Below are 15,516 nucleotides of genomic sequence, written 5' to 3'. Positions count from 1 at the left end.
CTGATGAATTGAGCAGTTCTTATGGCATCATCAAGTCTTGAGTATTGAGACTTGGAACCGTTTAATAACTTTGCTTCTCGTACAATCATGGTATAATTTTACAACACAACTCCCCGGATAACAATATTAATTGTTCGCTATCCATCCCCATGTCTAAAGACTGGGGCTTTCCGCTCAACTTCGGTAATGTACTGAACTGAGAACCGTTATGGAACTAAGAACACCTGTTGTTCTAATTATATTTAGGCGTCCAGATACTACGCAAAAAGTTTTTGAGGTGATCCGTCAAGTTAAGCCTTCTAAACTTTTCGTTATTGCTGATGGGCCACGTCTAGATAAACCAGGGGAAGCTGAAAAATGTATGGCCGCTCGAAAAATTATTGAGCAGGTAGACTGGAATTGTCAAGTCTTAACGAATTATTCTGATATTAATTTGGGCTGTAAAAAACGGGTATCTAGTGGGTTAGATTGGGTTTTTAGTTTGGTAGAAGAAGCGATTATCTTAGAGGATGATTGTGTACCTGACCCGACGTTTTTTTACTTTTGCCAGGAGTTGTTGGAACGATATCGGGATGAGACTCAGGTGATGCAGATTACTGGAGAAAATACGCACGGNGTTTTTAGTTTGGTAGAAGAAGCGATTATCTTAGAGGATGATTGTGTACCTGACCCGACGTTTTTTTACTTTTGCCAGGAGTTGTTGGAACGATATCGGGATGAGACTCAGGTGATGCAGATTACTGGAGAAAATACGCACGGTTATCAGTGTACAGATTCTAGTTATTATTTTTCTCAGTATAGTTTTTATTGGGGATGGGCAACTTGGCGTAGAGCCTGGAAATTGTATGATGGCAGTCTGAAACTATGGCCCCAACTTCGAGACACAAAATGGTTAGATGATTTGCTGGTAAATGAACGGGCTGTTCAGTATTGGTCAAATATTTTTGACCTGGTTTATGAGGGGTTTAATTCTTGGGGATGGGCGTGGACTTTTACCTGTTTTTTACATCGGGGTTTGTGTCTGGGGTCAAATGTTAATTTAATTTCTAATCTTGGTTTTGGAGTTGATGCAGCCCATACAAATCAAGAGTTTGATGAAATTGCAAATATCCCTTTAGAAGCGGTTTCGTTCCCCTTAAATCATCCGACTAAATTGGTTCGTGATTCGGAAGCAGAGAGAGTAATAGATCATCATCGATTAAGTGGCAGACAGTATTTTCATGGGATTAGAAAGCAAGCTTTAGAGAAACTGAATACAGGTAAGAATATAGAAGCTTTTCAATTGTTTGAAGAGTGTATTGCTTTTCGTCCTGATCAAGTCGGGTTGTATTACGGAAAGGCTGTGAGTTTGGCGAGGCTGGGTAGAATAAATGATGCAATTACGGCTTTAAAAAGTTTAACAGATATTATTCCTCATCATCAAAAAGCCAATGTACTGCGTGGAGAAATGCGGAGCAATATATTGAGTATAAGCTCTAAAAATTCAGATCAAGAACGCTTACTATATCGGTACATTTCTCTGGAAGATGTAGTAACAGTTTGTTCGTCTATCCATAAGATTGAGATTAAGTTTTCAAATCAACAGTCTATCGGTCAAAACTTGAGTCAAGAAGATTATTGGGAAAATTTCTGGATATTCAATAACGGATCAAATCAAGACCTAAAAGTAATCTGTCTTGTCCGAAATCCTATTGAAGTGAATATTTTTGGTTTCTTTAACAATATAGAAAAACATTATCCCGCATTGACTAAGATGCAAATTAATGATATAGATATTAATGATATGATTGATAAGTTTCTCAGTCTTGATCCTGCTTTTTATTTAACTGAGGTTGATAAAAAGTTTCGAGATTGGTTTGGATTGGATATTTATGAGACATCCTTTTCTGCGCTCGGATGGAAAACATATATACACCAAAAATATCACATTTTAGTAATGCAATTTGAATTGCCAGATTCCGAAAAGAAAAATCTGATCAACAAGTTTTTTGATTTGAAACAAGTCCCATTTTTAAACAAAATTTTAAGTAGCGAAAAATGGTACAATCGTAAATATTTAAAATTTAGGAGTAAATTATCTGTAAGTCGTGAATATCTGGATAGATGTCTTGGCTCTCGATATACAAAACACTTTTACAGATGGGAACAAATCGATGAGTTTTATCAAGTCTATCAATCAAAATAACTCGCTAGGTATAGGCATTATTGAAAATAACAAACAAAAATTTACCGAAAACAATATCAATAGGATTGACGTTTTAACGATCAAGTTTTATGGTAATATAAATTGGGTTTTGAATAAATGTTAAAGCGATGATAGACAATCAAAAAGTTGTATTGAATCAACTGAAAAACAAAATTGAAAATCGGACAGCAATTATAGGAATTGTGGGGTTGGGATATGTGGGCTTACCTTTTGCTGTGGAAAAAACCAAAGTTGGTTTTCAGGTTTTAGGAGTGGAGCAGAACCCCCAGAGAACTGAACAGGTGAATCAAGCCCAAAATTATATCAGTGATGTCAAAGATGAGGAGCTAAAGCAAGCGGTTGAAAGTGGAAAGTTGCGGGCTTTTACCACGTTTGAACCGATTTCAGATGCAGATGTGATTGTGGTGTGTGTCCCCACCCCTTTAACGAAGAACCTGACACCGGATTTAAGCTATATTGAGAATGTAACAAATGAAATTGCTCATCATTTACGGCCGGGACAGTTAATTTCTTTGGAATCGACCACATACCCCGGAACCACCGACGAAGTAATGAAACCAATTTTGGAAGAAGTGAGTGGGCTAAAACAGGGAGAAGACTTTTTCCTAGCTCACTCTCCCGAACGGGTCGATCCGGGTAATAAAAGATATACCACAAAAAACACCAACAAAGTTGTGGGAGCTTCCGATGCCAATTCATTAGCGGTGGCTACTTTATTCTATGCCCAAACCATTGAACACGTTGTTCCGGTCAGCAGTGCGAAAGCGGCGGAGTTGGTTAAGGTTTTTGAAAATACCTTCAGGGCGGTTAATATTGCCTTGGTTAATGAGTTGGCAATGCTCTGTGATTGTATGAACCTGAACGTTTGGGAAGTATTAGATGCTGCTAATACTAAACCTTTTGGAATTATGCCCTTTTATCCTGGCCCTGGAGTGGGTGGACACTGTATTCCTTTAGACCCCCACTATTTGGAATGGAAAGCCAAAGAATTTAATTTCAGCACCCATTTTATCGCTTTGGCTGGGGAAATCAACAGAAAAATGCCCGAGTTTGTCCGCCAGAAAGCTTGGCGAGTTCTAAATCACAAGGGGATTGCACCCAGTCGAGCTAAAATTTTGGTGATGGGAGCGGCTTATAAGAAGGATTTAGGAGATTGGCGAGAGTCGCCAGCGATTGAAGTAATCAGCTATTTTTTAGAAGATGGAGTCAAAGTGATGTACCATGACCCCTATGTGCCGGAAATTCAAGTGGGAGATTGTACATTGTCCTCAGTTGAACTCACAGAAGCGACCCTAAAGGCTGTAGACTTAGTTGTGATTGCCACCGATCATAGCCAGATTGACTATGTTCATGTGGTTGAGAAGGCAAAGGCCGTTCTGGATACGCGGGGTGTCACTCGGCATTTAGACTGTAATCGGGAAAAGGTGACGTTGCTGTGAATCAAGTTATTGTCGTTGGGGCGGGAAATTGGGGCCGGAATTTGGTCAAAAACTTTTATCAGTTGGGCGCTTTGGCCGGAGTGGTAGAGGTTAACTCATCGTTACGAGAGCAAATTGCTCAAACTTATCTGGATGTTCCCACTTATGAAGAATATAACCAAGGGTTAGAAACCGATATACCCGCAGTGGTTTTAGCGACTCCCGCCCCAACTCATTATCAGTTGGCCCTGACTGCATTGGGGGCGGGTAAGGATGTGTTTGTTGAGAAGCCGATGACTTTACAAGCGTCTGAAGCCCGACACTTGGCGGAATATGCTGAGGAAAAGTCTCGGATATTGATGGTTGGTCATCTCCTGCTGTATCAACCTGCGATTAGCTGGATGCGGGACTATTTGGCGACGGGGAAAGCTGGAGAAGTGTTGCACGTCTCAACGCAACGGGTGAAATTGGGGAAAGTTCGGCGAGAAGAAAACGTTTGGTGGTCGTTTGCTCCCCATGATATCTCTGTAGTGTTGGACTTATTGGGACAGCCAGCGCTGACTCGGGTGAAAGCAAGCGGTCATGCGATGTTGCAGTCGGGAATAGAAGATAATGTTCATGTTGACTTGGAGTTTGAAGGCGGAAAAACGGCTCACATTCACTGTTCTTGGTACTGGCCTTTATTAACGAGAACGACGGTGGTAATTGCGGAAAAGCAAATGCTGGTTTATGATGAGGTCTTGCAAAAAATCACGGTTTATGATAAGGGCGTGGATGAGAATTTTAACAATCGGGATGAGGGAAGCTATGAGGTGGAAGTGGCAGATACTCAACCGTTGAAGATTGAATGTGAACATTTTTTAGACTGTGTTCAAACTCGAAAACGTCCCCGTTCTGATGGGTGGAATGGTGTGGCGGTGGTCAATATTTTAGAGAAAGCGACGGAGATGTTACATGGCTGAATATTTTGTCCATGAGTCAGCCTATGTCGATGATGGGGCTGAGGTGGGAGAAGGCACTAAGATTTGGCATTTTTGTCATGTGATGGGCAAAGCGAAAATTGGCAAAAACTGTTCTTTTGGGCAGAATGTTTTTGTCGCGAATAATGTTGTGATTGGGAATGGGTGCAAAATTCAGAATAACGTTTCTCTCTATGAGGGGGTTATTCTGGAGGATTATGTGTTTTGTGGCCCTAGTATGGTGTTTACTAATATTAAAACGCCTCGTTCTGAGTTTCCCCGCAATACCAGTGATGATTATTTAACGACTGTAATTAAACGGGGGGCGAGTATTGGGGCGAATGCCACGATTGTTTGCGGAATAACCCTGCATGAGTGCGCTTTTGTTGCTGCGGGGGCGGTGGTGACGAAGGATGTTCCAGCATTCGGAATGGTGGCGGGGGTTCCGGCTAAACTCATCGGTTGGATGAGTGCCTATGGGGATGTGTTGGAGTTTGATGCTGAGGGGTACGCCGTTGATTCGATTGGCGTGAAATATCGAAAGATTTCGGCTGTGGAAATTGAACAAGTTTAGAGTGAGGAGATTTGTTTAAAATGAGTCAGACTAAGATTCCGGTTTTGGATTTGAAGCCACAATACGACAGTATTAAAGGGGAGATTCAGGCGGCTATCAATCGGGTGATTGAGTCGAGTCAATTTATCATGGGGCCTGATGTTAAGGAGTTTGAACAGGAGGTGGCGGCTTATCTGGGGGTTAAGTATGCCATTGGGGTGAATTCGGGTACGGATGCTTTGGTGATTGGTTTGCGGGCTGCGGGAATTGGAGAAGGGGATGAGGTGATTACCACTCCTTTTTCTTTTTTTGCGACGGCGGAATCGATTAATAACGTCGGGGCGAAGGTGGTGTTTGCGGATATTGACGGGAGTACCTACAACATTGACCCCCAGCAGATTCGGGCCAAGATTACTCCCCGCACCAAGGCGATTATGCCTGTGCATTTGTATGGACAACCTGCCGCGATGGGACAAATTAGGGAGATTGCCCAGGAACATGGTTTAAAGGTGATTGAGGATTGCGCCCAGTCTTTTGGGGCGAGGTATGCGGGTCAGTGTCAGTTGGATTGTGTTTGTCAGGAACAGACACGGGAGGCGATTAGTGGCAAGGCGACGGGTACGATTGGTGATGTGGGGGCTTTTTCCTTTTTCCCGTCTAAGAATTTGGGGGGTTATGGTGATGGGGGGATGATTGTCACGGATGATGAGCAAATCGCTGAAGTCGCTGGGATGTTGCGGGTGCATGGAGCCAAGAAAAAGTATCACAATGAGGTTGTGGGATATAACTCCCGGTTGGATACGCTCCAAGCTGCGGTGTTGCGGGTGAAGCTGCAATATATTGATAAGTGGAATCAGGGTCGGCGTCGGGTGGCTGAGGTTTATAATCGGTTATTGGCGGATGTGGAGGGTGTGGTGACTCCGGGGTTAGTCGAGGGTCATGTGTTTCATCAGTACACGGTGCGGGTGACTGACGGAAAGCGCGATGGCTTGAAGGCGTATTTGGCAGAGCAGGGGATTGGGACTATGATCTATTATCCTGTGCCACAAGACCAGTTACCTGTTTATAAAGGGCAGTATGAGGCTTGTCCGGTGAGCGATTTGGCGGCTCAGGAGGTGTTGAGTTTACCGATTTGGCCGGAGTTGGAGGAAGATGTGATTGAGAGGGTGGTTGGTGAAATTCAGGTGAGCTTGTTATCCAGTAAAGTTCACTAAAGAATATCCATAATGTTTCAAACATTTAGATTATGCAAGGCTAAAACGATGGGGGAAGAGAAAGATCAGCATTTTTATAACAACATTTATAGTAGTTCTGAAAAGTACAAGAGACGACCTGAACAAATTAAATATTATTATGAAGTTTGGTGCGAAGGTATTAATCGAATCAAGAATTGTGTATCTCAAGAAAAACATATTATAGACTTGGGTTGTGGTCCTGGTCATTTTGCTTCTTTATTAGCTTTACATTTAGATACTCTGGAAAAGTATGAAGGTTATGATTTTTCAGAAGCAGCAATTAACATGGCTAAGTCTTTGGTTGGTAAAGATGATAGGTTTAAGTTCTACGAACAAAACTTACGAGATTTTGATTTTCCCAAAAAAAACAATTTAGTCGTAACTATGTATGAGTTTTTAGAACATATTTCATTTGATTTAGAATTAATTAGTAAAATTCCACCAGGCACATGGACTGTGTTTAGTGTTCCTTCTTATGATAGTGCGGGTCACGTCAGATGGTTCGATTCTTTGCAGGAGGTTAAAAATCGCTATGAGCGATTGATAAAAATAGAAAGTGTTTACACTTGCAAAGTCAAGAAAAATAAAATTTATTTGTGTATGGGCAGAAAAGTCGGCTTTGATCGGCCCGAAAAATTAATTCAAGTGGGTAATAAATATAAAAGAGAAAAGAAATTGGAAGTTGCTATACAAATCTATTATCAAAACTTGGAGTTCAATTCAAAGAGCTACTTATCCTACCAAGTGCTGGCTGAAGCTTTAGCAGAAAATGGTCAACTTTTAGAATCGTTAGCCTATTTTCATCAGGCTATAACATTAAATCAAAAATCGGCTATTTGCCATTTTTTGATAGGTAAAACATTGTTTAACTACAATCTGCATTATGAGGCTACTATTTACTTTAAAAAAGCTCTCACAATCCATCCTGGGTTAATTTTGGCATCTAATTATTTAGAGAAAGCCATGCTTAAATTAGGTAAAATAGAGAGTTGAATAAAAATAGGCTGTATAATTTTATTTTTATGTATATAGTGTTAATTGAGCTTGCCAAGGGCAACCAAAAACTCAGTAATGCCTGCTTTTGCATAAATTTTCTTTAATTCCACGTGTCTATTAGAACACAGCCGTGAGGCACATAAATATCAGATCTGCATAGTAGGAGGACACTTCAGCTCGATATTTTTATGTTGGTATATCTGCATAGACGGCCAATGTCGCGTATACTCAAACCACTTGTCAGCATAATTCTTAAATACCGAATCTCCAGTAATCTGATGCAGTTGCCGAAGGCTTTTGATGTGCATGAAGTGGTAGACATTGTAGTGTTTGCCAGCAATCTTTTTCTTGAAGTTCGTTGGATAAGCAGAAATCTCGTAGGGCTTTGACTTCAGCTTGAAGACGACGTTATTCGTACCAATAGCCAACGGGCTAATCCTCTGCCGCCTGAAGTCCTTATGGTATTGTGCGCCTCGTAACGGATTATAGCTGATCGGTGGAGCAAGGAATTCGATTGTCCCCTCATAATCGCTCTCGACTGTTAACTCAATCCGTGTCATCTTGAAAATAGAATCAATGGGAAAAACGAAGTTACCACTAATTTCTCCAGTCGTCTTGTCTAGCCCAATTGACCATCGTTCGGACGGCTTGCCAATCTCGAATGGAACACTAATTCCGTGCGGAGTAACAAGAAGTCCGCTTACAACACGAGCATTGTGGGAGAGTTGCAGCTTAAAAGGAACTGAACCTGCCAAGGCGTAGCGGGAGGTCTTGAACTTTGGCATATCATAATAGGGTAACAGTGTTTTCAAAAGGCTTATGCTGCTATGAAAGAGCTGCAAACCCTTCTTAGATTTCGCTTTTTTGGCAAAGCGATATATATTTTCAAGTATTGATAGCCAGCCGTTGAGAATAAAGGTAGGAACCGGATGAGGAGCCTCCTCGAAGCTGATGCCCTCTGGTCGGCGAACCATGACCCCGCCTTCTTCAATCGGGATCGTTAGGCTAGAAAAAGCAGCATCAGCCGCTGTCTTGAAGAGGTCATCCTTAGTAATTAAGTATAAACGCCAGAAAGTAGTAACGTATTTGACTTGAGTGAGTGCCGAATAGTAATCCCTATTCAGTCGATTGAAAGCCGAGTTTTGGGGGTAGATGAAGATTAAGGCTTCGCTGCGCCAATCCATCCGGTTGATGGCAGCGTAACCTGCTCGAACTGCTTGCTGCAAAAGCTGATTTTCACCTTGGGCTTCCCAGGCATCTAAAGACATACGAATCAGGTAGACACCATACAAAGGATGGGGCTGAACGGAGGCATTCGGTAAACCTAGACCTATCGGCGTAGCACCGGGGAACCCATCTGGTAGAAGCTGCATCCGGTAAAACCTAAACAATTCCTCACTTCCTGGAGGGACGATCAACTGTGTGTTCGCTGCTGAATTACCATCTAAATCTACCATGGGATTAATATCCATTATTAGAAAAGGTCTGTACTGTTTAATATACATCAGGAAGTTACGCTTATAAGGCGGGTCAATATTAGCTCTGCGCTGTTTCCAGAGCCATAAGGCTTTAGCCCAGACAACGGTGCTGATGATCCAGCTTCCTCGATTGCTGTGACTATGGCATCAGTGGAGTTAGGGTCAGCCAGACGATTCCATCCTAGATCCAGCAGTTCGACCCATTCGGTTTCTGGGCGAAGTGTCACACAAGGGACTTGGTGAAAAAACGCCTCTTTTTGTACACCACCTGAATCTGTAGCAATGACTACTGCATTTTTTTCGAGCATTACCATGTCTAAATATCCGACAGGATCTATCAACCGAAGACCAGGCTGAGGGGTGAAATTTATATGAGCCAGTTGCTTCCTAGTTCTGGGATGGAGCGGGACGACAACCTCCATATTCTGTCCAATCAAATTCAAGCTCTCCATAATACAGTTCAGTTTTCCAGGATCATCAGTATTTTCAGCTCGGTGTACTGTGGATAGAATAAACTGTTTTGGTTTCAGTTCTAATTTTTCCAGAATGCAGCTTTTTTCCTGAGCCTTGGATGCGTAAAAAAGTGCTGCGTCATACATGACATCTCCCACATTTTGCACCTTTGATCCGGAAATGCCCTCTTTGCGTAAATTATCCACTGCTGTCTGCGTCGGGGCAAAAAGTAAGCTGGCAACGTGATCTGTAAGAACCCGATTAATCTCTTCGGGCATACGCCGATTAAAGGATCGCAAGCCTGCCTCTATATGAACAACGGGAATGTGCAGCTTGACAGCCGCCAGAGTTCCCGCCAAGGTTGAATCGGTGTCTCCAAAAACTAGGACATAATCCGCCTTTTCCTTCAATAAGACTTTTTCAATCCCCTCAATCATGCGACCCGTGTTCTGACCATGACTCCCGCCACCAATGCCGAGATTGAAATCAGGTTTGGGAATCTCCAATTCATCGAAAAATACCTCACTCATATTTTGGTCAAAATGCTGCCCCGTGTGTACGAGTATCTCTCTAACTCCGGAGATTAGACGCAACTTGCGGGATACTGTGGCTACCTTAATAAATTGGGGACGAGCACCAACGATTGTTATCAGTTGCATTACACTACCTAATGTTAATTTTTAATAAATTAGCTAATAACCCTAGCAAAATTTATCCTTCGTTTTTTCTCTAGATCTTTTGCCCTCAACTACTGCGGATTATCAAATGACTTAAGTCCTTCAGTTGATCGACTGTTTTTTTGGGGAAATGCTGTTCTAAAAACAACCAAGGATCATTGATCTTCTCTACAGCATCAGCACTTGTAAGATAATTAGTTATTCGGCTTAAGTTACCTTTAGGATATTTGATGCCAACGGCGACTGCTCCTAGCTCTGCCATAGTTAAAGAAAGATGTCCGTAGTAATAAAACTTACCATCAATCTCAACAGGAATTTTATGTTGATATTTGACAGGAAGCATATCAATTTCGTTTAACTTATGCGTAACATGGATCTCTAGGTGTTTATTGATTTCTAGATCTTTCCATATTGAGTAATCTAGCATTTCTAGCAATTTCTTGGAAACTAACCTGCCAGTACCAATCGTTTCCCCAAGACGTTCCGGCATACCATTGTCTTTGATCTTAGCACCATAACCTTTCCAGTGAACAAGGGATTCGGTTGATTGAAGGTCAAAAAAATAGCTATCTGTAAGACCTGCAAAAAGAACACCTTCATTTAAAAATTGTATATAGTGCAAGATCAGCTGTTCATTAACAAAATCATCTGAACCCATAATAATGACTCCATCTGGGTTATAGCTTTTAGTTAATTGGAGAGCATATTCCCATTTATCGCTTATCGGATTATTAGGAAAGTTATAATACTCAAATCCATATTGTTCACAAAGCTGGCGAGATTTTTCACCTTCAGAGCCTACCGCAAGCATTGTTAAATCAACTTGGTCAAGCAGATTTTTCTTTAAACTCCGGTAATAATCAAGGAAAATTCTTGTAAGTTCAGGTCTAGCCCAAATGCAGGTTAGCAAGATAATTTTCTTGCGTTGTCTNTCACCTTCAGAGCCTACCGCAAGCATTGTTAAATCAACTTGGTCAAGCAGATTTTTCTTTAAACTCCGGTAATAATCAAGGAAAATTCTTGTAAGTTCAGGTCTAGCCCAAATGCAGGTTAGCAAGATAATTTTCTTGCGTTGTCTATTTGTGTTTATTAAACTATTGTTTAAGTGGCTAATTTTAATAGATGGCTTGAAAGCAGCTAATTTTGCACGCATCAGTTTACTTCGAGTAATACTTAAGCTGTCAAAAAGATGATATACACTGCCAGTTTTGCCAACATTAATTAATGCTTTGTGAAGAGCAGTTTTTAGTAAACTATCAAATTTAACGTTAACATAATTTTGGGTTGAATAATCAGCAATTTTAGAGATTAATAAAAAATTATTTGGATTTAATTCCAGGGATCGTTTATAGTGAGTAAACGCTGATTCAAAGTCATTTTTGGCAAGGCATTCATCTCCTTTTCTTTGATGAAAAAGATAAAATTCATCAAGATTGCTATCTGTTATACTATTAATTTGATTGTTGTTGATGTTATCTTTTTGATCGCCACCAGATTTTTTACCCATTTGAAACTCAATGAAATTGGCGACCGCCACAGGATCAATGGGCTGAATTGGCTGACGATAAATATCAATTAAATTTTTGGCGATGGTATCTGCATTATGGTATTCTCTAGAAAATTTTTGTCCCGCCTCACCATAGCTGGCAACAGCATCAGGATTTAACAAAAGATAGCGAAGGACATCAACAATATTTTCAGGATTGGCATAAGCTAGTGGTGGTGGATATGGTAAATAATGGCGCAAATCATTGCGTATATATGAAACAACTGCCTTTCCCATAGCCATTCCTTCTACAGCCAGCACTCCATACCAACCTATACGAAGCTGATCAACAATGATTGATGCCTTACGATAAACTGCCATAGCCTCCTCATGGGGCATATTTTGCACCAATGTGAATTCAAAGGAAAATCCTTCCTGTTTTAATTGTTCAATTGCATTAAGCACATATTGACTACCCTTGACCTCTGGCCGAGATGGGGCGTGTACTATTAATGGAATCGACCCTATGCTTTTCGGCTGTCCGCAAGCTAGTTGCATAATATCAATTGACCGAGGGACAATCAGCGAATTAGGAACATAGCATTGCACCTCTGGGTCATTAACAAATACGCGATCACACACTCCTAACACAAAATTACGAAATGCTCTTTGATCTGCCTCGTCAAAACAAAAAGGCATTGTTTCGTCAATACCGGATAACTGCTCATCGACGTAGTTGTATGGAGTAGCTTCTTTAAAAATTGAAGACAGGCGAATCTCTGAGCCACGGAAATGGTAAAAAACCCGTTTTCCCATTGCTTTCAATAGGAGTAAATCTAATCCGGCAGGATAATTAAAATATTTATCGTGTAAAAGTGTTCGAGTATGATAGTGGTATGTATTATATACGCTAAGTTCCTGTTTCTGAAAATAAGAACTAACTGCCAAGATAGAGTTTTTTTGGCTTGCAATAGAAACATCGTGTTTATATCGAAAATTGTTCTTACCTAATGCAGCATGTTTGGCCGTGAATCCAAGTTTGCTAATTGCTCTTGATATTGTCCCAGGTTGATTTGCTCCATGAATAGGCAAATGAAGTATTGGTTCAAGAGCATAAACAGGTATTCTCTCTGAGACTAGGCTATTTTTAGCAATTATTTGTTCATATAAATGAAAGATCACTTTTTCCTGTTCTTCCCAGCAATATTGTTGCGCTAATTTGGAGCCTTGTCCTGCATTCAGAAGACCTTTAGGATAGCGTAAGAGGGTTCTTTTTACAGCATCAGCAAAGCCTTCAACATCTCCAGCAGGGAATGTTACACCGCAATCATGCTTGGCTACAAAGTCTTTCATGGCTGTTGTCGCCGTACTTACAACTGGGACACCAGCATGGATATATTCAAAGACCTTATTAGGTAAGGCTAGGTCTGAGTTTTCATATATAGTTACAGGATTAATTCCCACAGTAACATCACGAATAAAAGATGTAACATCGTAGTGAGGAACAAAAGAATGGATATGAAGACGTTTTTCGCAACCATTATTTTTAGCAATGCTGAATAGCTCATCAATAAATTCGCCAGTAGAATTGGTTACAAGGGCAAGGTGTGCATCAGGTAAAAGAGGTAAAGCGTTTATTGCATATTGAACACCGCGTGGAGGTTTTACGCCACCGTTGTAAACTAGCAATGGAATTCTATCTTCAATGCTAAGTGCATGGCGAAGAGATTTAGGATAGAATTGGTCAAAATCACCCAAACGTGGGGTGTTCAAGACAAGGGATGGGGGATGCAGTTTGTATTTTGCGGAAATAATAGCTGACAAGATTGGAGAAACTGTTGTGAGTGCATCGGGCTTGACGATATGATCTTTTTCTTGCTCCCAAAGAAAAGCCCGTGTGTCTTCAGGAAGATTTGTACACCCTTCAACATACTCATGAAGGTCATGTATCCACCCTGTTTCTCCAATCTTGCACTTTTCTCGTAATTTAGCGCCTACTGGCAAACCATACATATCATGAGTATGCAGAAAGTCATAATGTTCTCCTTGGATAGCATCAAGGAAAGCTGCTACCATTCGATCAATAAAAAGAGAAATGTTGGGAGTATCTGGTGTAATCCACCAAACCCTCTCCTTTTTCATTCTAAATCTAGGGTTTGCTATCAATGTAATTTTGAAGGGATAGCCATCAATAATATGCGTTTCAGGAACGATATTTAAACCTAAAATATGCACCCGGTAGCCATGCTTGCTAAGGCTGAAAGCGGTTTTTAAAACCCTTGAATCGCCCTGAACTGCATTAGCAACAATCATAGCGATTGAATATCTTGAATTTCTTATGTATTTTNAAATCTAGGGTTTGCTATCAATGTAATTTTGAAGGGATAGCCATCAATAATATGCGTTTCAGGAACGATATTTAAACCTAAAATATGCACCCGGTAGCCATGCTTGCTAAGGCTGAAAGCGGTTTTTAAAACCCTTGAATCGCCCTGAACTGCATTAGCAACAATCATAGCGATTGAATATCTTGAATTTCTTATGTATTTTTTGTCAAAAAAAACTGCCATTGCTTTTCCGTATCTTCTCTTAATAATTTAATTGGTTGAAATCAGATCATATTGTCCATCACTTGCAGAAGCAAAATCATGATAATTTTACATGATTTTTTAAGTTCTGGTATTTCAGATAATACTCTTCTAGCTCATCCTGAACTTCGCCGAGTTGATATAGAAGAAGTTCATTTTCCTGACGTAGTTCCGTTTCTACATCTACAACTGGAGAAGTTTGTGCTTTTTTGAAGTTTTCAGATGAGGTAGCCATCTGCTGTAACCCTTTAAATTCTTTGCACTCTTCTCCGTTCGTCTGACCCTTACTGGTTACAATAGCTAACTCTTTCAGTTGATCAATTATTTGATGAGGAAAGTATTTCCCAAAAATCATCCAAGGTTGGGGTTGAACAACTAGGGTATTTGCATCACGCTCAAAATATCTTTCAAGTGGTGTAATGTTTTCCGAAACCTTAATGTCAACTGCATAAGCTCCAATCTCCGCCATTTTAAATCCACAGTGACCTATTCTTAAAGTGTGATCGCCTATCTGAGCTATCACACAGTCATCATACTCCAAAAACTGCAAACCAAGTTGTACCAGTTTTCGAGTCATAGCACCATCAAGCCCACGATCTATATCTAATCCCCTCCATATACTAAACTCCAACTTATCTAGCAGCGTTCTAGATAAGCACCTTCCCATCCCAATAGTTTCCCCAACTCGTGTAGGATCAGCCCGAACATTGTATCCCGTCCATAAAATTAAGCTTTCATTGGCGAGGTCAAAAAAATATCCATCCTTCAACCCACAAAATACTAAATTTTCTTGAAGCTTAATATTATAAAATTCAATCAAACTCTGAGAAATTAGATCATCTGAACCGACTACAATTACTGCATCAGGATCGTAACTAGCACATTGGTTTAAACCGTACTCCCACTTGGCACTTAGAGGGGAGTTTGCGTACTCTACATAATCAAATCCACATTGCTTGCAAAGATGTCGAGAAGTCTTACCTTCAGAACCCACAGCTAGAAGCTCCAGTTTAATCTTACCGGCTAACTCTCTCTTCAAATGCGAATAATAAGATAAAACAATTTTGACTAACTCAGGTCGTTTCCAGACACAAGTTAAAATTACGATCGTATTAATACTTTTCCTTTTTGTTTTAGCAAAGTTTTCCTGAGATTGGCAAATATACGAATCTAGAATAAAATTAGGCTTCCATATTTTTTCTATAACTCGGGTTGCAACTAAGCGACGAATCTGCATTGAACCCTTAGCAACTTTATCCCCTGTCTTTTGAAGAAGAGAAGACTTCGGATTCAACTGTACTGCTTGCTGATAAGATGCGATCGCCTCTTCCGTCTTCCCCAGCTTCTCCAAAGCCTCACCCAGATTAAAATGAGACCAAGCCGCCGAAGGGTTCAACGCCACCGCCTTCCGATAACCCTCAGCCGCCTCATCCAACCGCCCCAACTTGCACAGCGTTTCCCCCAAGT

Annotated in this window: 11 protein-coding genes; 6 read left to right on the top strand and 5 right to left on the bottom strand. The window is 40.7% G+C overall.

The features are described from left to right. Positions 1–730: 730 nt before the first annotated feature. The 6 genes from WN50_RS33180 (at position 731) to WN50_RS03665 (ending at position 7,364) form a co-directional block, all read left to right on the top strand. The gene (locus WN50_RS33180; protein WP_235440824.1) at positions 731–2,185 is read left to right on the top strand and encodes a putative capsular polysaccharide synthesis family protein; all 1,455 of its coding nucleotides are present in this window, start codon (positions 731–733) and stop codon (positions 2,183–2,185) included. Between the two features lie 128 nt (positions 2,186–2,313). Then, on the top strand, positions 2,314–3,645 hold the full coding sequence (locus WN50_RS03685; RefSeq protein ID WP_046278678.1) for a nucleotide sugar dehydrogenase: 1,332 nt from the start codon (positions 2,314–2,316) through the stop codon (positions 3,643–3,645). Beyond that, positions 3,642–4,586, top strand: a complete 945-nt coding sequence (locus WN50_RS03680; RefSeq protein WP_046278679.1) for a Gfo/Idh/MocA family protein — start codon at positions 3,642–3,644, stop codon at positions 4,584–4,586. Before WN50_RS03685 ends, WN50_RS03680 begins: the two co-directional genes overlap by 4 nt. Continuing rightward, positions 4,579–5,157: an acyltransferase gene (locus WN50_RS03675; RefSeq protein WP_046278680.1), complete on the top strand. Its 579-nt coding sequence runs from the start codon at positions 4,579–4,581 to the stop codon at positions 5,155–5,157. The genes WN50_RS03680 and WN50_RS03675 overlap by 8 nt, the downstream gene beginning before the upstream one ends. 20 nt (positions 5,158–5,177) lie before the next feature. After that, positions 5,178–6,350: a DegT/DnrJ/EryC1/StrS family aminotransferase gene (locus WN50_RS03670; RefSeq protein ID WP_046278681.1), complete on the top strand. Its 1,173-nt coding sequence runs from the start codon at positions 5,178–5,180 to the stop codon at positions 6,348–6,350. Positions 6,351–6,362: 12 nt separating this feature from the next. Beyond that, on the top strand, positions 6,363–7,364 hold the full coding sequence (locus tag WN50_RS03665) for a methyltransferase domain-containing protein (RefSeq protein WP_082172286.1): 1,002 nt from the start codon (positions 6,363–6,365) through the stop codon (positions 7,362–7,364). A gap of 149 nt (positions 7,365–7,513) precedes the next feature. Here the strand turns inward: WN50_RS03665 and WN50_RS03660 are convergent, their stop codons facing one another. The 5 genes from WN50_RS03660 to WN50_RS03640 all read right to left on the bottom strand — a co-directional run. After that, complete coding sequence (locus WN50_RS03660; protein WP_160315343.1) at positions 7,514–8,824, bottom strand: D-glucuronyl C5-epimerase family protein; 1,311 nt, start codon at positions 8,822–8,824, stop codon at positions 7,514–7,516. Positions 8,825–8,871: 47 nt separating this feature from the next. After that, a complete protein-coding gene (gene wecB, locus WN50_RS03655) occupies positions 8,872–9,957 on the bottom strand; it encodes a non-hydrolyzing UDP-N-acetylglucosamine 2-epimerase (protein WP_046278684.1) in 1,086 nt (361 codons plus the stop codon). A 950-nt stretch (positions 9,958–10,907) separates the two neighbouring features. Further along, positions 10,908–13,474, bottom strand: a 2,567-nt coding sequence (locus WN50_RS37335; protein WP_425354777.1) for a glycosyltransferase, incomplete at its 3' end; no start/stop codon positions are given. A gap of 335 nt (positions 13,475–13,809) precedes the next feature. Next, a partial coding sequence (locus tag WN50_RS03645; protein ID WP_235440823.1) for a hypothetical protein occupies positions 13,810–14,031 on the bottom strand: 222 nt, incomplete at its 3' end. A 76-nt stretch (positions 14,032–14,107) separates the two neighbouring features. Further along, positions 14,108–15,516 (bottom strand): tetratricopeptide repeat protein (locus WN50_RS03640; RefSeq protein WP_049557911.1); only part of this gene is annotated, 1,409 nt, incomplete at its 5' end.

It is taken from the genome of Limnoraphis robusta CS-951, from assembly GCF_000972705.2.
Note: the sequence above shows the minus strand (reverse complement) of the source record. Positions and strands in the feature narration are given on the sequence as shown.